This window comes from Microbacterium sp. MYb64 (assembly GCF_002979495.1).
GTDB classification, from domain to species: domain Bacteria; phylum Actinomycetota; class Actinomycetes; order Actinomycetales; family Microbacteriaceae; genus Microbacterium; species Microbacterium azadirachtae_A.
Genome location: NZ_PCOW01000002.1, coordinates 235,994 through 255,092, shown reverse-complemented (window position 1 = coordinate 255,092; position 19,099 = coordinate 235,994). Strand labels below are relative to the sequence as shown.

Here is a 19,099-nt window from a genome sequence, read left to right as displayed (position 1 = left end):
AAAGGCCCGCAATGACGCGGCTTTCCGCGTAATTGCGGCCTCAGCGGGACTCAGGAGACCGGTCGCTCACGCCTCGATGACGAGCGGGACGATCATCGGGCGGCGACGCAGCTTCTGGTTCACCCATCGGCCGATCGTGCGGCGCACGATCTGCGAAAGCGCGTGGCTGTCGCGCACCCCGTTCCCGGCCGCCTCCTTGAGCGCCGCGACGATCTTCGGCGCCACGTCGTCGAAGACGGAGTCGTCCTCCGCGACGCCGCGGGCGTGGATCTCCGGGCCCGAGATGATGCGACCGGTCGTGGAGTCGACCACGACGATGATGGACACGAAGCCCTCCTCGCCGAGAATGCGCCGGTCCTTCAGGTCCGCGTCGGTGATCTCGCCGACCGTGGAGCCGTCGACGTACACGAAGCCGATGTCGAGCTGCCCCGCGACGCGGGCGACGCCGTCCTTGAGGTCGATCACGGTGCCGTTGGAGCCGAGGATCGTGCGCTCCTCTGGAATTCCGGTGTCCTGGGCGAGCTTCGCGTTCGCCATGAGGTGACGGTACTCGCCGTGCACGGGGAGCACGTTCTTCGGCTTCAGGATGTTGTAGCAGTACAGCAGCTCTCCGGCCGCGGCGTGGCCCGAGACGTGCACCCGCGCGTTCGCCTTGTGCACGACGTTCGCCCCGAGCTTCGTCAGCCCGTCGATCACGCGGTACACCGCGTTCTCGTTGCCGGGGATGAGGCTCGACGCCAGGATCACGGTGTCACCAGGGCCCGGCTCGATCGCGTGGTCGAGGTTCGCCATGCGGCTGAGCACGGCCATCGGCTCGCCCTGGGATCCGGTCGACATGTAGACGATCTGATCCTCGGGGAGGTCGCGCGCCTTCTTGTAGTCGATGAGCACGCCGTCCGGCACCTTGAGGTAGCCGAGCTGCTCCGCGATCGTCATGTTGCGGACCATGCTGCGTCCGAGGAACGCCACCCGGCGGCCGTGCGCGTGCGCGGCGTCGATGACCTGCTGCACGCGGTGCACGTGGCTGGAGAAGCTCGCGACGATGACACGACGCGGCGCCTTGCCGATGACCTGATCGAGCACAGGGCCGATCGAGCGCTCGGTCGGCGTGAAACCGGGCACGTCGGCGTTGGTCGAGTCGACGAGGAACAGGTCGACGCCCTCCTCGCCGAGGCGCGAGAACGCGCGGAGGTCCGTGATGCGGCCGTCCAGCGGCAGCTGGTCCATCTTGAAGTCGCCGGTCGCGAGCACCAGGCCCGCGGGGGTGCGGATCGCGACGGCGAGCGCGTCGGGGATGGAGTGGTTGACCGCGACGAACTCGAGGTCGAACGGCCCGACCTTCTCCTGCTGACCTTCCTTCACCGTGAGGGTGAAGGGCTTGATCCGGTGCTCCTTGAGCTTGGCCTCGACGAGCGCGAGGGTGAGCCCCGATCCGATCAGCGGGATGTCTCCCTTGAGCCGCAGCAGGTAGGGCACGGCGCCGATGTGGTCTTCGTGGCCGTGCGTGAGCACGACGCCGACGATGTCGTCGAGGCGGTCCTTGATGGGCTCGAAGTCGGGCAGGATCAGGTCGACGCCGGGCTGGTGCTCCTCCGGGAAGAGCACGCCGCAGTCGACGACCAGGAGCTTGCCGTCGTACTCGAAGACGGTCATGTTGCGACCGACCTCCCCGAGCCCGCCCAGGGGCGTGACGCGGAGGGTGCCGGGCGCGAGCGCTTCGGGATCGGCGAGGGGAATGTTCATGTGGTGCCTCCTAGGCGGGACGCGCTGCGCGTCCGAGGTTCTTGTCTCCCCTGCCGACCGGGACCGGATCCGTCTGCGCGTTCCGCGCGGATCCGTCCTGTTCGGGTGCGATGCCCATCGGCCGCGCCCTCATCGGGTCGTGCCGTGCACCTTGGGGAGTGCGCCGCCGGCGGCGGCATTGCGGTCGGGGCGGAAGTCGGAGAAGTCCGCGCCCGGGATGTCCTTGACGAGCGCGAGCTCGTCCTCGATGAGGGCGGCCTCCCACTCCTCCGGCCCTACCAGAGGCAGGCGGACGCGGGGGCTGGTGATGCGGCCGAGGCCGTGCAGGATGTACTTCGCCGACACCGTGCCAGGCACGTGCGTCATCGCGGCGCGGACGAGCGGCTCGAGGCGCTTGTGCTCGGCGGTGGCGGCGGCGAGGTCACCGCGGTTCACCGCGTCGACGATCGCGCGATACGGCGCCGAGGTGATGTTCGCCGTGACGCCGATGAGCCCGGTGGCTCCGATCGAGAGGTGCGGGAGCACGTTCGAGTCGTCGCCGGAGAAGTACATCAGGTCGGTCTGGTTGAGCACCCGGCTGACCTCGGAGAAGTCGCCCTTGGCATCCTTCACCGCGAGGATGTTCGGGTGCTTGGCGAGACGCAGGATCGTCTCGTACTTGATCGGCACGCCGGTGCGACCGGGGATGTCGTAGAGGATCACCGGCAGGTCTGTGGCGTCCGCGACGAGGCGGAAGTGCGTGAGGATGCCCGCCTGGGTGGGCTTGTTGTAGTACGGCGTGACGATCATGATGCCGTCGGCGCCGGCCTTCTCGCTGGCCTTGTACAGCTCGATCGCGTGTGCGGTCTCGTTGGATCCGCCGCCCGTGATGATCTTCGCGCGCCCCGCGGCGACGTCCTTGCCGACCTCGACGAGGCGCAGCTTCTCGGCGTCGGTGAGAGTCGAGGTCTCCCCCGTCGTCCCCGTGACGACGATGCCGTCGGCACCGTCCGAGATGACGCGGTCGATGTGCTTCTCGACGGAAGGCCAGTCGACCTCGCCGTCGGCCGTCATCGGGGTGATGAGGGCGACGAGCACCTGTCCGAAGGGATTGCCCGTGTGCGTCATGGGTCCAGCGTAATGGACCCGGCGATGCTCACGCTGTCGGCGTGACGCGGATGACGTCGCCGCGGGCCAGATCCGCACTGGGCTTCAGGAGCAGACCGGCGGCGATGCCCACCGGCGCCTCGCTGGCCTTCTTGCGGAACATCTCGATGCCGGTGATCGTGCTGGCACCGGTCTGGGTGGCTCCGCGGAGCACCACCACGCGGTCACCGACGCGCATCGTGCCCGTCGTGGTCCTGCCGGTCGCAACCTGCCCGCGCCCGGTGATCGTGAAGACGTCCTCCACGACGAACTCCGAGGTCCCGATGCCGGTCGAGACCGTGCTCGCGGCCGAGGCGATGCCCGCGCTCGGAGCGATCCCGGCGGCGGCCAGGCGCTCTGCCTCCTGCGCGTTGTACTGCCGGAGCATCTCGTTCGCGTCCTGCGGATCCTTCTTCTTCCCGAACCAGCCCATGCGTTCGAGCCTAGAGGGGGCGGCCGGTTAGGCTCGCGCACATGGCCTGGCAGACGCGGGACTCGCGCATCGTCTACGACAACCGCTGGATCTCGGTGCGGGAGGATCAGGTTTCCGGACCCGCCGGCGACGGGATCTACGGCGTCGTCACCCTGAAGAACCCCGCGGTGTTCGTGGTGGCTCTGGACGAGCAGGACCGCGTGTGCCTCGTCACGATCGACCGCTACACGACCGGACGCTCGGTCGAGGTGCCCGCCGGAGGCTCCGACGGGGAGGATCCGCTCCTCGCCGCGCGCCGCGAGCTCCGCGAGGAGACAGGGCTCGAGGCGGACGAGTGGACGCCGATCGGCACGATGAACGCCCTCAACGGCGTGACCGTGGCGCCGGAGCACGTGTTCCTCGCCCGAGGCCTGCGCGAGGCCGCGGACAGTGCGGACACGCAAGCCGAGGAGGGCATCGACGAGATGGCGTGGGTGCCTTTCGCCGAGGCCCTCGCGATGATCGCCGACGGGCGGATCCGCGACGGCGAGACGATCGCCGCGCTCGCCTACGCCGGTATCCGGCTGGGCCGGTTCGCCTGAACGGGCAACGGGCGCGGTTCCGCCGGCGGCTCCATCGGCATTGGTCGGGCCCGTCTCGCCGAATGCAGGAGCGGTTCACCACGTGCAGGAGCACAGACGTTCCGTGCCCGCGGATCTCCTGCTACTCCGCGGATCCGGCGTCCCCTCCGCTCACCGATCCTGCAGTCGGGCGGCATCGTCCTGCACTTGGCGCGACTGGAGGACAGCAAGCCGCCCCTCGATCGCGGCCAGCACCAGATCCCAGCGGAAGAGGATCATCACGTAGTCGAAGCGCAGCGTCTCGTAGCCTTGTGCGGCCGCCGCCGCGTCCCGCAGCAGATCCTTGTGCCGTTTCGAGGATCTTTCGTGGTTCTCTCTCCCGTCCGCCTCGAGGATGATGCGACCAGCGAGGAGGAAGTCGACGCGTGCGACCCCGGCTATCTCCACCTGCGACTGCAGGGTGATCCCCCGCAGGTGCAATCGAAGTCGGAGCAGGGACTCCAGCCCGCTGTCGGCCTGATCCGACGCGAAGTCGACGAGCCAGCGCAGGTGTTCCGAGACACGAGAGCGCAGCGTCGCCAGGCCACCCTGCGGAATGAGCCCGAGTTGCAGCGCGGACTCCAACGCCGCGAAGAAGCCCTCCGGCGTCCCGCATACGGCGTACTGGACGAGGGCGAGCAGCACTTCGACAATCCCGAACCCGGCCGGCCGGTCACCGATCTCATGATGCGCCCTGCACCGGCACCCGGCATGCGCGTGCTGCCGTCCGGAGGGCCCCATCCACACATGCAACCGGGGCATGGGGCGGTGATCTCGGTCGTTGGCACCGCTCCGCGCGGGATGTTCATCCGAGAGGACCCAGACACCGTGGGCGCGCAGGGCCGCACCGCACGCGACCTCGCCGCCGTGTCGGGCCGCGCTGAGCACCGCCGGGTCCACCGCAGGCGTCGCGTACACGCCCTGCCGGACGCGGATCACCGCGCCGCGTGCAAGCGCATGGTCGATGTCCGGCCTGGATACGCCTCTGTCGAGGACCTGCGCGCGACGGCCGATGCCGCCGAGCTGGTCGAGCACGCGTGCGATATCTGACATGCCCGGAGAGCCTGCCGCACCGCACGGCGCTGTGCGACGCTCTCGCGGAATCGGGGGGAAATCCGGGCGCTTGCCGGATTGTGTGGACCGTTCTGGTTCAGACGGTGACGACGACTGCCCCCGCCAAATGCAGGACCGACCCTCCGCATGCAGGATCAGCCGGGGTCCCGGGCCCAATCGGCGCTCGTTGTTTCGCGGCACTCCGCGGGATCGATGGCCTTCGCCGCCGACCGATCCTGCAGTTGGCCAAGCGGTCCTGCATTCGGCGTGCACAAGGTCGGAGCCCCCGACAGTGCTCCCCCGCCGCGCGTCCTACATGCGGCCGCGGCGGGCGATGCGCGTCGTGAGCGAGCGCGGCACCAGGCGCGAACCGGCGACGACCGCCTTGTAGCGCAGCGACGGGATCACGACCGACCTGCCCTGGGCGGCGGCGCGCAGGCCCTGGCGCACGACGAAGGGCGCATCCACCCACAGGAACCGCGGCACCCCCTCCTGGCCTGCTCCGAGCCCCATCCGCGAATGGAAGGTGGTGTGCACGAAACCGGGGCAGAGCGCGGTGACCGTGACCCCGTCGGCCGCGTACTCGCCGTTCGCCCAGCGGCTGAAGCCGATGAGCCACGCCTTGCAGGCGGAGTACGTGGACCGCGAGATGAACCCGGCCACCGAGGCGACGTTGATGATCCGTCCTCCGCGCCCGCGCATGGCCCCGAGCGCGGCGTGCATGAGCCGCATCGGCGCCTCGACGTGCACGCGCAGGTGGCGCACCTCGTCCGCGATCTCGTTGTCGGCGAAGTGCAGCGGCAGCCCGAACCCGGCATTGTTCACGAGCAGGTCGATCGGGCGCCCGGCATCGGCGATCCGCTGCGCGACGCGGTCGACGTGCTGCTCCTCGGCGAGGTCGGCGACGAGCACCTCCGCCGCGACGCCATGACTCGCGCGGAGCTCCGCGGCGAGCGCCTGCAGCGCGTCCTCCGAGCGGGCGACCAGCACGAGGTCCGCGCCGCGGTCGGCGAGCTGGCGGGCGAACTCGGCGCCGAGCCCTGCGCTGGCGCCGGTGATGAGAGCGGTGGGCATGCGGATCCTCCTGTCGGGAGCGGGCGATGCGGTCAGCGCTGGTAGCCGAGGAAGCGGAAGCGGATCCCGGTCCTGCTGGTCTGCCACTCCCCCTCCGAGACGAGCCGGAAGCCCTCGCGCGACGGGGCGAAGGCGTCGCCCGGAACGTCCAGGTCGAGCTCGGTCACCTCCAGGCGCTCGGCGTCACCGATCACCTCGCGGAAGATCTCTCCCCCGCCGATCACCCATGCCTCGTCGAGGCCTTCGAGCGCATCGGTGATCGATCCCGCGGTCCGCGTGCCCTCGGCGGACCAGCCGGACTGTCGTGTGATGACGATGTTGTCGCGCCCTGGAAGCGGCCTGAACCGCTCGGGGAGCGACTCCCAGGTGCGCCGCCCCATGAGCACGGGCGCGCCCAGGGTGACCTCCTTGAAGTGCGCGAGGTCCTCCGGCACGTGCCAGGGCATCGTGCCGCCCGCGCCGATCACACCGCCGTGCGCCTCGGCCCACACCAGCCCGATCCGGGTCATACGGCGACCGCCGCCCGGATGGCCGGGTGGTGCTGGTAGTCCTCGATCGCGAAGTCCTCGTAGGCGTAGTCGAAGATCGACTCCGGCTTCCGCGTGATCTGCAGGGTCGGGTACGGGTACGGCTCGCGCGTGAGCTGCTCCCGCACCTGCTCGAGGTGGTTGTCGTAGATGTGGCAGTCGCCACCCGTCCACACGAAGTCGCCGGGCTCGAGGCCGGTCTGCTGCGCCACCATCAGGGTGAGCAGCGCGTAGGACGCGATGTTGAACGGCACGCCGAGGAACAGGTCGGCGCTGCGCTGGTAGAGCTGGCACGACAGCTTGCCGTCGGCCACATAGAACTGGAAGAGCGCATGGCAGGGGGCGAGCGCCATGTTCGGGATGTCGGCCGGGTTCCATGCGGACACGATGATGCGGCGCGAATCCGGCGAGTTGCGGATCTGGTCGATCACCTGCTGCAGCTGGTCGATGTGGCCGCCGTCGGGCGTGGGCCAGGAGCGCCATTGCACTCCGTAGACCGGACCGAGGTCGCCGTCGGCATCCGCCCACTCGTCCCAGATGGTGACGCCGTTCTCCTGCAGCCATCGCACGTTGGAGTCGCCGCGCAGGAACCAGAGCAGCTCGTACGCGATGGACTTGAAGTGCACGCGCTTGGTCGTGATGAGCGGGAACCCCTGCGACAGGTCGAAGCGGATCTGCCGGCCGAACACGCTGGTCGTTCCCGTGCCGGTGCGATCGTCCTTGTGCGTGCCGCTCGCCAGCACGTCGCGGAGCAGGTCTTCGTACGGCGTGGGGATCGCGGCGCTCATGCGTTTCAGCGTACCGGGGGCGACCGACGCGCGGGTCGTTCGACAGGCTCAGGGGGCCGAGAGCTCACCGGGAGCGCGCCCTGACTCGAACCGTCATATCCGCCCGCTCCCCCGCGGGCGGACGTAGCCTCGGACCATGTCCCTGCCGATCGCCGTCACCGTGGTCGCCGCGCTCCTCGTGGCGACCGTGCTGGTGGGCGTGCTGCTTCGGCGAAGGGACGGCCGCGCGGTGACCGTGCACGGCGACCGGCACGTGGATCCCGCCGACCTCATGCGACCGCTGGGGGCGCAGGCGACCCTGGTGCAGTTCAGCACCGAGTTCTGCGCGCGCTGCCCGCAGGTGCGGCGCATGCTCGGATCCGTCGCCGCCGAGCGCACGGGCGTCGTGCACGCCGAGGTCGATCTCACCTCACGCGCCGACCTCGCCGCGCGGTACAAGGTGCTCTCCACGCCGACGACGCTGATCGTCGATCCCGAGGGCCGGATCCGCTCCCGCTTCACCGGCGTCCCCACCAGGGCCGCCGTGCTCTCGGCGCTCGATGCCGCCGACCACATCCAGGAGGCCACCGCATGACAGCTCCCGCCGGCATCGATCCCCGCGGTCCGCGTTTCGCCGCGTGGATCACTTCCGCCCTGCTCCTCGTGGCCACCGTGCTCGGGCTGGTGAGTCCGCCGTTCAATCAGCCCGCGTTCATCCTCACGTTCGTGATCGCGCTGCTCTTCCTCTGGGGCGTGCTCTCGCCGCGCACCCAGCCGTGGAGTCTGCTGTTCCGCGCCCTCGTGCGCCCGCGGCTCGCGCCGCCCCGCGAGCTGGAGGACCCGCGTCCGCCGCGCTTCGCCCAGGGCGTCGGGCTGCTCGTCGTGACCGTCGGACTCGTCCTGCATCTGCTCGGCGTGCCGTGGGCGCTGCCGATCGCGACCGCGATGGCGTTCGTCGCCGCCTTCCTGAACGCCGCGTTCGGGCTGTGCCTGGGCTGCCAGCTGTATCTGCTGCTGCAACGTGCCGGGATCCTGGGACGGGCCCCGCGACTTCCCTGAGAAGTACGGATCCGTCCCGATCCGGTCGCTAGGCTGGCACCCTCACCCATCCCGATCGGAGGACCCCCATGTCGGTCACGAGCGAAGCCGCTGCCACCTGGACCGGAAGTCTCATCGAGGGCGAGGGATCCGTCTCCCTCTCCTCCTCCCGCCTGGGCACGTTCCCCCTGAACTGGAAGGCGCGGTCGGAGGGGTCCGACACCACGACCACGCCCGAGGAGCTCATCGCCGCTGCGCACTCCTCGTGCTTCAGCATGGCGCTCTCGCACGCGCTGGCCGGCAACGGCACCCCCGCGGAGCGCGTCGACACGACCGCGTCGGTCACGTTCAAGCCGGGCGTCGGCATCACCGGCAGCCACCTCAACGTGAACGCCTCGGTTCCGGGCCTCGATGCCGAGACCTTCCAGCGCCTCGCGCAGGAGGCCAAGGTCGGCTGCCCTGTCTCCGCCGCGCTCTCCGGCATCGAGATCACGCTCGAGGCGACTCTGGCCTGACGCTCGTCGTCTCGCAGAACGGCCGTGTCCCCCGGGATGCGGCCGTTCGCATATCCGGCCGCGTCAGGGGCGCGCCAGGGCTACTTGGCCAGGCGGATCGCGGCACGGATCGCCGCCCGCGCGTCCTTGCGGTGGCCCGCCGCGTCGTGCACCACGCCCAGGCGGTACTGCGCCCGCCAGTCCTCAGGTTCCGCGGCCGCGGCCGATCCGTACTCCGACACCAGCCGGTCGGCGTCCTCGGGCAGCAGCCGACCGTTCGGACGCAGGTTCTCCGGCGCCTCGGGCATCCCGCCCTCGTCGTTCAGCGTGCGGCCGAGGCGATCCGCGGCGAAGCCGAACTGCAGCTCGCGCACAAGCGCCCAGGCGCCGATCAGCGGCATCACGAGCAGAGCGATGCCCATCGTGATCCCGAGCGCCTGTCCCGAGCCGAGCAGCACCACCGCTCGCCAGCCGACGAGCGCGATGTACAGCACGAGAAGCGCGGCCATGACGACGACGCCGATGCGGGAACCCATCCCTCCATCCTAGATCGGCGCACTCGGCACGACCCGCGACGGCAGGCGTCCGTCGCCGTCCCGGAAAGCGTGCGACAGCGGGACGACAGTGCTCCGACAGCGGGGCGGCGGATGCTCTGAGCATGACGAATCCCACCACCGACTGGGCCCTCGAGGCCGACGGACTCGTGAAGGTGTTCGGTGAGAACCGCGCGGTCGACGGCGTCGACCTGCGCGTGCGCACCGGCACCGTCTACGGCGTCCTCGGCCCGAACGGCGCCGGCAAGACCACCACCATCAACATGCTCGCGACCCTCATGCGCCCCGACGGCGGATCCGGTCGCGTCTTCGGCCATGACGTCGTGCGCGAGGCGCACGTCGTGCGCCAGCTCATCGGCGTCACCGGGCAGTTCGCCTCGGTCGACGAGACCCTGTCCGCCACCGAGAACCTCATGATCTTCGCACGGCTGCTGGGCCTCGGTCGCAGCGAGGCGAAGGCGAAGTCCGCCGATCTGCTGGAGCGCTTCGGCCTCACCGAGGCCGCGCGTCGTCCGCTGAAGCAGTTCTCCGGCGGCATGCGCCGACGGCTCGACCTGGCCGCGTCCCTGCTCGCGCAGCCCCCGCTGATCTTCCTCGACGAGCCCACCACCGGACTGGATCCGCGCACCCGCGGCCAGATGTGGGACACGATCCGCGAGCTCGTGAACACAGGCTCCACCGTGCTCCTCACGACGCAGTACCTCGATGAGGCCGATCAGCTGGCCGACCGCATCGCCGTGATCGACCACGGCAGGGTCGTGGCGGAGGGCACCCCGGACGACCTCAAGGCGTCCGTCGGCACCTCGTCGTTGCAACTGCGCGTGCGCGACGCCGCCGACACGGCCGACGCGTTGCTCGCGATCGAGCAGGCGCTCGGCGTCCGCGGCGTCCTCTCTCCCGAGGCATCCCGGATCACGGCTCCCCTCGCGGATCCGGATCGGGTCGCCGAGCTGCTGATCACGCTCCGAGAGGCCGGCATCGGCCTCTCCGAGGTGAGCGTGCAGAAGCCCACCCTCGACGAGGTGTTCCTCACCCTCACCGGCCACCCGGCCGACGAGGAATCCGCAGACGACTCCACCACCGCACAGATCCAGGAGGTCAGCGCATGACCACCCTCGCCCCCACCGCCGGGCGCATCATCCCGGCCGCCGAGCGCCGGCTGAGCCCGCGCGCGAGCCTGTCCCTGACCCTGCGCAACACCCTCACGATGGCGGCGCGAGGTCTCATCAAGATCCGGCGCACGCCGGAGCAGCTCGTCGACGTGACGGTGCAGCCGATCCTGTTCACCCTGATGTTCACCTACATCTTCGGCGGCGCGATCTCCGGCAACGTCACGAACTACCTGCCCGTGATCATCCCCGGCATCCTCGTGCAGACGGTCATCACCACCTCGGTCGTGACCGGCGTACAGCTGCGCGAGGACATGGACAAGGGCGTGTTCGACCGGTTCCGCTCACTGCCGATCGCGCGCATCGCCCCGCTGTCCGGCGCGCTCCTCGCCGACACGATCCGCTACGGCATCGCGACCGTGCTCACCTTCGCGATGGGCTTCGTGATGGGCTTCCGCCCCGCGGGCGGGCTCGGCGCCGTGATCGGCGCGGGCCTCCTCGTGATCGTGTGCTCCTGGGCGATCAGCTGGATCTTCGCCTTCGCCGGCGTGATCGCGCGGACCGCGTCGAGCGTGCAGGGGATCTCGATGATGATCCTCTTCCCGCTCACCTTCCTGTCCAACGCGTTCGTCCCGGTGAACACGATGCCGGGCTGGCTGCAGTGGTTCGTGAACGTGAATCCGGTCTCGCATCTGGTGACGGCCGTGCGCGACCTCGCCAACCTGGGCACCTTCGGCGTCGACGCCTGGGTCTCGTTGCTCGGCGCCGCCGTGATCGTGGCGGTCTTCGCCCCGCTCACCGTGCGCGCGTACATGCGCAAGGCCTGAACCGTCCGGCAAGGGGCGTCCTCGACGAGGGCGCCCCTTCGTCGTGCCCGGCGCGAGCTGCGCTCAGCGAGATCCCAGCACGGCGAGGCCTCGCGCCACGCGGTCCGCAGGATCCAGCATGGCCGCATCCCTCCTCGCCACGGCGACGGCCTCGGATCCGGCGATCCGCTCCGCATCCGCGAAGTGCGTCGCGAGGTCGAGGCTGGGCATGTTCTGCCGTCCGCCGAGCACCTCGGCGAGCGCGATCGCCTCCGTACCCCGCGCGACCAGCTCCGGCCGCCGCAGCGCCCAGGCCGACCAGCCGATCAGCGCCGTGCCGAGGACGGGCCTGTCCACGCCCTCTCGCCTTTGCCGGCATGCGGCGATCGTGCGCGTGCGCAGGCGCCGCTCCCAGACGGCGAGCTCCGCCTCGGGCACCGCGAGCTCCCGCGCGGCCGCGGAGACGTAGCCGGACAGCGCCATCAGATACCAGGGCGAGCGGCGGTGCACCGGATCGGCGAACGCTGCCATCGCGCGTCCGAACGCCTCGGTCGCCCCCGCCACGTGCCCGTCCAGGAGCTCCGCCTCCGCGAGGCCGTACAGCCCGATCGACCCGAGTTCCACGCCGTCCTGGCTGAGGCCGCCCTCCTCGATGAGCCGCGTGAACAGAGCCCGTGCCTCGCGGCCGCGGCCCAGGCAGAGAAGCGCGCCGCCGCGCACCCACTCCTGATGATTCATCTGATCCTGCGCGTCGAACTCCTCGAACACGACGGTCGCACGCTGGATCCAGGTCATCGCCTCGGCCGGGCGCGCCGACTGCGCGGCCAGCTGCGCCGCGAGATCGGCGGCCATGCCCTCGGCCCAGCGCTCGTCGAGGCTGCGCGCCCGATGCCAGGCGCTGCGGGCGGCCTCCATCGCGACCTCGGCCTCGCCATCGTTCTCCGCCCGGTGCGAGCGCAGCACATCCGCCGTCAGCTGCGCCCGCGGATCCGTTCCTCGTTCGAGCTCCGACACCGACCCCATCGGCCCGCCCCGGCCGACCGCGAGCAGGGAGTCCGCCAGCAATTGCCAGGACGGCGCGAGCGCGTCACCGGCGGCGCGCACGGCGCGGGTGACGAAGGCCAGTCCGCGCGCGGCGAGCGGATCCCCGCTGATCATGCAGCCGAGCGACGCCATCACGACCGCCATGACCTGCAGATCGGGCTCGATGTCGTCGGCCGGCAGCGCATCCACGATCTCGATCATCGGTCCGGCATAGCCGATGAACTCGGTGAAGGATCCGCGGATGAACCACGATTGCCCGAGGACGGTGAACAGGCGCACCGCATCGGCGCCGCGGCCCGCGGCCACCAGGTGCCTGAGCACATGCACGAGGTTGTCGTGCTCGCGCGTGATCGCGAGGTGGGCGTGCGCGGTCAGCCCCGAGGGGAACGCCCTGGCCCTCGCGCCGTGCTCGGCGACGAAGGCGAGCGCCCAGGTGACCACGGCCTCCCAGGCGTCGTCCTCCGCGCCGGTCTCGGCGAGGCGGTCGTGCCCGAACTCGCGCACGGTCTCCAGCATGCGGAAGCGCACGGCGCCGTCGGCGACCTCGATGACGTTCAGCAGCGACTGCGAGACGAGGCCCTCCAGGACATCGTCCGAGGCCTCGGACAACACGGCATCCGCGGTCTCCGCGGAGAAGCCGCCAGGGAGCACGGACAGCTGCGCGAGCGCCTGCCGCGCGTCCGGCGAGAGCAGGTCCCAGCTCCACTCGATCACGGCCTCGAGCGTGCGATGACGCTCTGGGGCCGCGCGGTCTCCCGAGGTGAGCAGCGCGAAGCGGTTCTCCAGGCGCTTCTCGATCTGCTCCGGCGTCATCGTGCGCACGCGCGCGGCCGCGAGCTCGATCGCGAGCGGGAGCCCATCCAGGCGCGCGCACAACCGCGCGACGACCTCGAGATCGAGCGTCGCGCCGGGGCGCGCGGCATGGGCGCGCTCCGCGAAGAGACGAACGGCGGGAGCCGCGGGCGTCGCCTCGATCTCCAGCGGTTCCAGCGGCAGCACGCGTTCCGCGGCGATCGCGAGCGGCGTGCGGCTCGTGGTCAGGATCCGCAGGGAGGGCACCGCGGCCAGCAGATCCGCGGTCCACCGTGCGACGCCGTCGATGACCTGCTCGCAGTTGTCCAGCACCAGCAGCGTCGTCCGGTCGCCGAGGGCAGCCACGATGCGCGCGCCGAGGTCGGGGCGCGGTCGCTGCTCGGAGAGCCTGCCGCCGGGGACGTTCTCGCTGATCCCCAGGGCGGCGGCGATCGCCAGCGGCACGCCCGTGTCCGCGCGCACGCCCGCGAGCGGGACAACGACCACTGCAGGGGCCATTGACTCGGCCGCCAGCGCCTGCGCGAGCCGCGTCTTGCCCAGGCCGCCGGCGCCCATGATGGTCACCAGCCGTGCCGAACGCAGCAGAGCACGCGCGCTCGTGACGGCGTCATCGCGGCCGATGAGCTCGTTCGGGGCGGCCTGCACGCCGATCCGGACCCGCGGACCGTCATCCTGTCCGCGCAGCAGCTGTGCGTTGAGTTCGACGAGAGCAGCGCTGGGCGAGCTGCCCAGGGCATCGGCGAGCGTGCCGCGCAGCCGGGCGAAGACGCCGAGAGCCTCGGGCGCTCGGCCGTCCTCGGCGAGGGCCGTCATCAGCGCGGCGTGCGCTGTTTCGTCGAGCGGGTGCGTTGCCGCGAGCTCCTCGAGGATGCCGATGCCCTCGGCCGCCTGGCCTGAGGCGACGAGCGCCGCGGCGAGGCAGCCGCGGAGAGCGGCGCGCAGCTCCTGCGCCTCGGTCGCGAGGTCCTCCGCGATCGGAGCCCCGGCCAGGTCGACACCGGGTTCGCCCCGCCAGAGAGCGATCGCCGCGCGCAGCAGCCGGATGCGGTCCGGATCCCCGTCGTCGAGCGTCTCCGCCTCGGCGCGCAGCCGGCGTGCGTTGTGCAGATCGGTATCGTCGGTGCCGAGCGCATAGCCGCCCGGCGCGCTCGCGATCGCGTCGGATCCGGCGAGCGCCCTGGCCCGCGACACGAGCGTCTGCAGCGCGGCCTTCGGGTTCTGCGGCTGATCCTCGCCCCAGACCTCGTCGGCGAGCGCCGGCACCGAGCGCGTCGTGCCGGTGCCGGCGAGGACGAGCGCGGCCAGCAGCGCGCGCATGGACGTGCCGCCGGCGTCGCGATCCGCGATCCGCACCGGGCCGAGCACGCCGATGCGCGCGGTCATGCGCGCGGCCGGATCCCCAGGTCGATCACGTTCTCCAGGCCGACGACCACACCGCGCAGGTCCCGCGCGTACGGCAGGGCGAGGCGGATCCCGGGGGCGTAGGCCGCAGCCGACTGCACGGTGTCGTGCACGATCGACAGCGACTCCCCGGGACCGGAGAGGATGACCTCCTGCTTCGCGATGACGCCGGGGCGCCGCAGCGAATGCACCGGCACGCTCGCCACCTGCTGTCCGCGGGCGCGCTGGTCGACGTGCGGTGCGTCCACGGGCCCCTGCTCGGCGCGCGCTGCGGCGATGAGCTCGGCCGTGCGCACGGCGGTGCCGCTGGGCGAATCGATCTTGGTGTGCTGGTGCGCCTCGATGATCTCCACGGATCCGAAGAACGGCGCGGCAAGGGCGGCGAGGGCCGTGCCGAGCACGGATCCCAGCGAGAAGTTCGGCACGAACAGGGCGCCCGTGCCGGCGGCCTCGATCGCCGGGCGGACCTGCGCGATGCGGTCGGAGGACCATCCGGAGGTGGCGACGAGGAGGTTGATGCCCCGGTCGGTGGCGGCACGCACGATCTCGACGCTGGACGCCGGTGTAGTCGCGTCGACGACGAGGTCCGCGCCGTCGAGCTCGTCCATGGTGCTGGCGGATCCGAGCACCGCCCCGATCTCGAATCCGTCGAGACGGGCGATCACGTCCGCAATGATGGTGCCGAGCTTGCCGGAGGCGCCCACCAGGGCCACGCGCGTCGTCATGCCCTCAGTCTATTCAGCGCCTCCGACGCGGTCGCCGCCTGGCGCCGCGGCTCTCGATGCGCCACGTCGTCGGGGGCCACGCGCGTCCGAACCGCAGACCCGCGGCATCGATTACCGTCGGATCATGCCCACGTTCCGCATCGCGTCCCCCGAGGACTCCGACGCCCACGCCGTGCTCGTCGATTACTTCACGCTGCGCGCGGCGGAGTTCCCCGGGGGCAACTACTCCCCCACGTATCCGACCGCCGCGGCGTTCCAGGCCCCGGACGGCGTCTTCCTCCTGCTCGAGGACGAGGGCGCGATCGTCGGCTGCGGCGGGATCCGCCGTGTGGGCATGCCCGAGGGCGAGACAGACGTGTTCGAGATCAAGCACGTCTTCCTGCGCCCGCGGACCCGCGGCCGCGGCTGGGGCCGCCTGCTGCTGGACGAACTGGAGCGTCGCGCTCGCGACTTCGGGGCCGGCGCCCTCGTGCTCGACACCCATCACACGCTCGAGGCGGCGGGCCATCTGTACCGCAACAGCGGCTTCGCCGAGATCCCGCGCTACAACGACAATCCGAACGCGACAGTTTGGCTACGTAAGGAACTCGGATGACGGATAGCGAACGTGTGACTCAGCAACGTATGCGAAATCGCTTGATGGACTACCTAGAACTCGCGGGGTCGTTCGATGCACAGCGGACTTACGACTCACACCGAGTTGTCAACGTCGCGTACGAGGTAATCAATCAGTGGGAGGACTGCGTTCCCGTCAAGCCATGGGAAGACCAGTCGATCAACACAGGCTACAGCTGGGATGAAATCGAAGCGATGAAGGTGTTCGATCGGGTGTGGACGCGGGCCGCTACCGCAGTTCCGAACGACTACCCTGACCTGGCCGACGTGCAGGCTCTCCCCGAATGGTTGGAGCTACGAGTTCAGGCGCAACGAGCTCTAGCAGTGTTCCTCACACGCGGCAGAATGCCCGAAGATCACGCAATCTCATGAGCCCCACCAACCACAACCCGAACGCTTCAGTTTGGTTACGTAAGGAACTCGCTCATGACCGATGACTCGCTGCCGACTGTCCTGACCACGGAAGAGGCTTTTCGCGCCGCCTATTTCATGATCCAGATCTACGGCGATGTTGAGGATTGGCGATCGGAGGACCTGGTTCTCCTAGCCCAATACATGCGCTCAGACCCGGCCCGCGCATCGGACTGGAAGAACGCGGTGCAAATGGCCCTCGAACAACCGAATGCAGTGTCATCGGAACGGGACTCATGAGCACGAGCAACGACAACCCGAACGCCACTGTTTGGTTACGTAAGCCCGTTGAGTGGGCTACGTCCAGAGCGATAGGCACCTAGGCTACGAGCCTTCTACCACCCACTGCCTTGCTTCTGGGAGTCCTCTGGATCCTGTGTCACAACACCCCGGCAGGGAGGCGCGCATGTCCCTGCTGAGGACCCGATAGATTCTGGGCATGGGCAGATCACCAGCGGATCACGCGGAAGACGAGGCTTTCGAACAAGAGGTCGTGCGCATCGCGCGCGCTATCTACTCCCCGACACGCCCGTACCAAGGCGCGACCGTTATCGGAGGACGCGAACGGGATGCAGTGATCGAAGGTGACGAGGTAGTGGTCGCAATCGAAGCGACAACATCCCGCACGGTCGAAAAGGCTAGCAAGGACGGTACCAAGCTCAAGGAGCTTTGCGACCGTCTCGCTACTCGGCATAAGTTCAAGGCCATCAAGGGCTTCTTTGTCACGCGGGATGACACAACTGCCCAGCAACGCGACGTGATTAGAGGGGTCGGAGGACCGATCACAGCATGTAGTCTCGCCCAGTTCCGGGCGCAGCTCATCGACTCCCGAGACTACCTAGAGTGCAGGCAGATGTACCCCTTCGGTAGCGCGCGCAACCCTGATACGGGCAGCGCAACCGAACTAGAACGCTATGTGCCACTCGGCTTCAGCGCTGTACAAAATTCACAGTCGCCGCGCGCCACCCTAGGTCTCGCAGACATCGTCGAGCGCATCGCTGAAGGAGATGCCACCCTGCTTCTCGGCGACTTTGGTGCTGGCAAGAGCATGACGTTGCGGGAAGTACACCGAGAACTTGCGAAACGCCACTTCAAGGATGCACTCGCCCCCTTTCCAGTGACTCTGAACCTTCGCGACCATCAAGGACAGAAAGACACCGACGAGGCGCTAAGGAGGCATGCCGCGCGGATAGGGTTCGAATCGGCAACGAAGCTAGTACGCGCCTGGCGCGCGGGTCAGGTACACGTCCTGCTTGACGGGTTTGACGAGATTGCGGCGAGTGGGTGGCGCGGGCGAACACCCGATCTCCCGCTAATCCGACGCGGTTCGGTGGAGTTGGTTCGCCGCTTCACGGAAGAGACACCCCCCAGCGCTGGCCTCCTCATCTCGGGGCGTCGTCACTTCTTCGACTCGGACGCTGAGATGACGGCATCACTGGGTGTACGCGATCGACGTCCCATTGTGCTGCATACCGATGACTTCAACGACGATCAGGTGCGGGCCTATCTTTCCGAACGCTCGTGGACCGGCCAACTACCCGACTGGTTGCCGAGCCATCCGCTGCTTCTTGGACACCTTGCAAGTGCGGGCGCGCTTGGCGCGCTGACTGAAGGCGCGCTGCCGGAACCAGCTCCCGGATGGGAGTACCTTCTGGACCGGATCTGCGAGCGCGAAGCAAAAATTGAGCAAGGGCTCGACGGACGCACCATCCGCCGAGTGCTGGAGCGGCTGGCAACGATCGCGCGCGGTCGGGGTGGCGGACAGGGACCGGTTCTTCCAAGTGACTTGTCTCAAGCCTTCGAGGAGATAGCGGGCTACCCGCCTGATGAAGGGTCCTTCCAGGTACTTCAACGCCTCCCCGGCTTAGGAGTCCAGGATGCAACCGATGGAGCGCGTGCATTCATCGATGCTTCGCTCCTCGACGCAGCAAGAGCAGGGGACGTGGTGCGCTACGCGGCGGGGCAGGACGACTCGCTCGGTAACATTTCTGTTGCCTCGGTCCCCCTTAGCCGGCTCGGTGTCCTCGTCGCAACGCTTCAGGCGGAGCGACTAAGTGTGACGCCCGGGCAATGCAATGCGTCAGCAAAGAAGTTGCAGACGCGAGGCGATGTTGACGCGTTCGTTCTCGATCTCGTGCGCATCGGTGCGGAGTTGGGTCCGTCAAAGCCTGGGGTTCTTGAATTCTCGTTTCTCGAGATCGAGAGTCTGGAGATGCAGGATACCGAAACCGACTTCGGCTCGCTTACCTTCCGAGAGTGCATCGTCACAACGCTTGACCTCACCGAGTACGACGGCGAAGCACCACTTCCGCATTTTGATCACTGCCACATTGGAACTGTCCTGGGCGCGGCATCCGCTACGGGGCTTCCATCGGGGAGATTCACCGATTGCACGTTCGACGCATTCGACCCCTCGTCGAAGACGACACGAGGCATCCTGGGGATGCCCGGTCTACGACCGGGTCAGAAGGTGATCCTTACTGTGCTGAAGAAGGTCTACCTTCAAGCAGGAGGCGGTCGTAAGGAAGAAGCATTGGCGCGAGGCCTTTCTCCCCACTTCCGCGACCTTGTTCCCGATGCGATTGCGTACCTGGTCGGCAATAACCTGCTGATCGAGTCGCGTGCCGGGGCGAGAAAGATCTACTTGCCCGTGCGAGGACAGCGAGGACGAGTCCGCGCGCTCTTGGAATCGGCCACGGCGAGCTCTGATCCAGTTCTTCGAACCTACTAGGGCGGCAGCGCAGACACACTCAACGACAAGGCGAACG

The 19,099-nt window shown here is 69.1% G+C and carries 20 protein-coding genes; 10 read left to right on the top strand and 10 right to left on the bottom strand.

Annotated elements, in window-relative coordinates; all coding sequences use genetic code 11:
- Nucleotides 1-66: 66 nt before the first annotated feature.
- The 3 genes from CQ044_RS03330 to CQ044_RS03320 all read right to left on the bottom strand — a co-directional run bounded on the left by CQ044_RS03330 (nt 67) and on the right by CQ044_RS03320 (nt 3,301).
- Nucleotides 67-1,743 (bottom strand): ribonuclease J, encoded by a 1,677-nt coding sequence (locus tag CQ044_RS03330; protein ID WP_045273777.1) that lies wholly within the window; start codon nt 1,741-1,743, stop codon nt 67-69.
- Nucleotides 1,744-1,872: 129 nt separating this feature from the next.
- Nucleotides 1,873-2,850 carry a 4-hydroxy-tetrahydrodipicolinate synthase gene (gene dapA / locus CQ044_RS03325; protein ID WP_045273778.1) on the bottom strand — a complete coding sequence of 326 codons (978 nt, stop codon included), beginning with the start codon at nt 2,848-2,850 and terminating at the stop codon, nt 1,873-1,875.
- A gap of 28 nt (nt 2,851-2,878) precedes the next feature.
- Nucleotides 2,879-3,301, bottom strand: coding sequence for an EF-Tu/IF-2/RF-3 family GTPase (locus tag CQ044_RS03320; RefSeq protein WP_105686818.1), 423 nt, complete (start codon nt 3,299-3,301; stop codon nt 2,879-2,881).
- Nucleotides 3,302-3,342: 41 nt separating this feature from the next.
- On the opposite strand from CQ044_RS03320, the gene CQ044_RS03315 reads away from it, so the two are divergent.
- Entirely contained in the window at nt 3,343-3,882 is a 540-nt protein-coding gene (locus tag CQ044_RS03315) for an NUDIX hydrolase (RefSeq protein WP_105686816.1), read from the top strand.
- Nucleotides 3,883-4,032: 150 nt separating this feature from the next.
- Here CQ044_RS03315 and CQ044_RS03310 read toward each other — a convergent pair whose 3' ends face one another.
- The 4 genes from CQ044_RS03310 to CQ044_RS03295 all read right to left on the bottom strand — a co-directional run bounded on the left by CQ044_RS03310 (nt 4,033) and on the right by CQ044_RS03295 (nt 7,342).
- Nucleotides 4,033-4,953 (bottom strand): DUF559 domain-containing protein, encoded by a 921-nt coding sequence (locus CQ044_RS03310; RefSeq protein WP_105686815.1) that lies wholly within the window; start codon nt 4,951-4,953, stop codon nt 4,033-4,035.
- A gap of 312 nt (nt 4,954-5,265) precedes the next feature.
- Nucleotides 5,266-6,027: an SDR family oxidoreductase gene (locus tag CQ044_RS03305; RefSeq protein WP_105686813.1), complete on the bottom strand. Its 762-nt coding sequence runs from the start codon at nt 6,025-6,027 to the stop codon at nt 5,266-5,268.
- A gap of 32 nt (nt 6,028-6,059) precedes the next feature.
- Nucleotides 6,060-6,536, bottom strand: a complete 477-nt coding sequence (locus CQ044_RS03300) for a dihydrofolate reductase (protein ID WP_105686812.1) — start codon at nt 6,534-6,536, stop codon at nt 6,060-6,062.
- On the bottom strand, nt 6,533-7,342 hold the full coding sequence (locus tag CQ044_RS03295) for a thymidylate synthase (RefSeq protein WP_105686811.1): 810 nt from the start codon (nt 7,340-7,342) through the stop codon (nt 6,533-6,535). Before CQ044_RS03295 ends, CQ044_RS03300 begins: the two co-directional genes overlap by 4 nt.
- Nucleotides 7,343-7,478: 136 nt before the next feature.
- On the opposite strand from CQ044_RS03295, the gene CQ044_RS03290 reads away from it, so the two are divergent.
- The 3 genes from CQ044_RS03290 (at nt 7,479) to CQ044_RS03280 (ending at nt 8,874) form a co-directional block, all read left to right on the top strand.
- Nucleotides 7,479-7,916: a thioredoxin family protein gene (locus tag CQ044_RS03290; RefSeq protein WP_105686809.1), complete on the top strand. Its 438-nt coding sequence runs from the start codon at nt 7,479-7,481 to the stop codon at nt 7,914-7,916.
- Nucleotides 7,913-8,380, top strand: coding sequence for a DUF4395 domain-containing protein (locus tag CQ044_RS03285; protein WP_105686808.1), 468 nt, complete (start codon nt 7,913-7,915; stop codon nt 8,378-8,380). Before CQ044_RS03290 ends, CQ044_RS03285 begins: the two co-directional genes overlap by 4 nt.
- A gap of 68 nt (nt 8,381-8,448) precedes the next feature.
- Nucleotides 8,449-8,874 (top strand): OsmC family peroxiredoxin, encoded by a 426-nt coding sequence (locus CQ044_RS03280; RefSeq protein WP_045273786.1) that lies wholly within the window; start codon nt 8,449-8,451, stop codon nt 8,872-8,874.
- An 80-nt stretch (nt 8,875-8,954) separates the two neighbouring features.
- Here CQ044_RS03280 and CQ044_RS03275 read toward each other — a convergent pair whose 3' ends face one another.
- Nucleotides 8,955-9,389 carry a hypothetical protein gene (locus CQ044_RS03275; RefSeq protein WP_105686806.1) on the bottom strand — a complete coding sequence of 145 codons (435 nt, stop codon included), beginning with the start codon at nt 9,387-9,389 and terminating at the stop codon, nt 8,955-8,957.
- Between the two features lie 122 nt (nt 9,390-9,511).
- On the opposite strand from CQ044_RS03275, the gene CQ044_RS03270 reads away from it, so the two are divergent.
- Nucleotides 9,512-10,516 carry an ATP-binding cassette domain-containing protein gene (locus CQ044_RS03270; protein WP_105686804.1) on the top strand — a complete coding sequence of 335 codons (1,005 nt, stop codon included), beginning with the start codon at nt 9,512-9,514 and terminating at the stop codon, nt 10,514-10,516.
- Nucleotides 10,513-11,343 (top strand): ABC transporter permease, encoded by an 831-nt coding sequence (locus CQ044_RS03265; protein ID WP_105686803.1) that lies wholly within the window; start codon nt 10,513-10,515, stop codon nt 11,341-11,343. The genes CQ044_RS03270 and CQ044_RS03265 overlap by 4 nt, the downstream gene beginning before the upstream one ends.
- A 63-nt stretch (nt 11,344-11,406) precedes the next feature.
- Here CQ044_RS03265 and CQ044_RS03260 read toward each other — a convergent pair whose 3' ends face one another.
- Both CQ044_RS03260 and dapB read right to left on the bottom strand, forming a co-directional pair.
- Complete coding sequence (locus CQ044_RS03260) at nt 11,407-14,562, bottom strand: BTAD domain-containing putative transcriptional regulator (RefSeq protein ID WP_105686801.1); 3,156 nt, start codon at nt 14,560-14,562, stop codon at nt 11,407-11,409.
- Nucleotides 14,559-15,305: a 4-hydroxy-tetrahydrodipicolinate reductase gene (dapB, locus tag CQ044_RS03255; RefSeq protein WP_105686799.1), complete on the bottom strand. Its 747-nt coding sequence runs from the start codon at nt 15,303-15,305 to the stop codon at nt 14,559-14,561. Before dapB ends, CQ044_RS03260 begins: the two co-directional genes overlap by 4 nt.
- A 124-nt stretch (nt 15,306-15,429) precedes the next feature.
- On the opposite strand from dapB, the gene CQ044_RS03250 reads away from it, so the two are divergent.
- The 4 genes from CQ044_RS03250 to CQ044_RS03240 all read left to right on the top strand — a co-directional run bounded on the left by CQ044_RS03250 (nt 15,430) and on the right by CQ044_RS03240 (nt 19,062).
- A complete protein-coding gene (locus tag CQ044_RS03250) occupies nt 15,430-15,900 on the top strand; it encodes a GNAT family N-acetyltransferase (RefSeq protein ID WP_105686798.1) in 471 nt (156 codons plus the stop codon).
- A complete protein-coding gene (locus tag CQ044_RS19375) occupies nt 15,897-16,292 on the top strand; it encodes a hypothetical protein (RefSeq protein WP_146116726.1) in 396 nt (131 codons plus the stop codon). The genes CQ044_RS03250 and CQ044_RS19375 overlap by 4 nt, the downstream gene beginning before the upstream one ends.
- 54 nt (nt 16,293-16,346) lie before the next feature.
- Entirely contained in the window at nt 16,347-16,571 is a 225-nt protein-coding gene (locus CQ044_RS03245) for a hypothetical protein (RefSeq protein ID WP_105686796.1), read from the top strand.
- Between the two features lie 199 nt (nt 16,572-16,770).
- Nucleotides 16,771-19,062 carry an NACHT domain-containing NTPase gene (locus CQ044_RS03240; RefSeq protein ID WP_105686794.1) on the top strand — a complete coding sequence of 764 codons (2,292 nt, stop codon included), beginning with the start codon at nt 16,771-16,773 and terminating at the stop codon, nt 19,060-19,062.
- Nucleotides 19,063-19,099 lie beyond the last annotated feature (37 nt).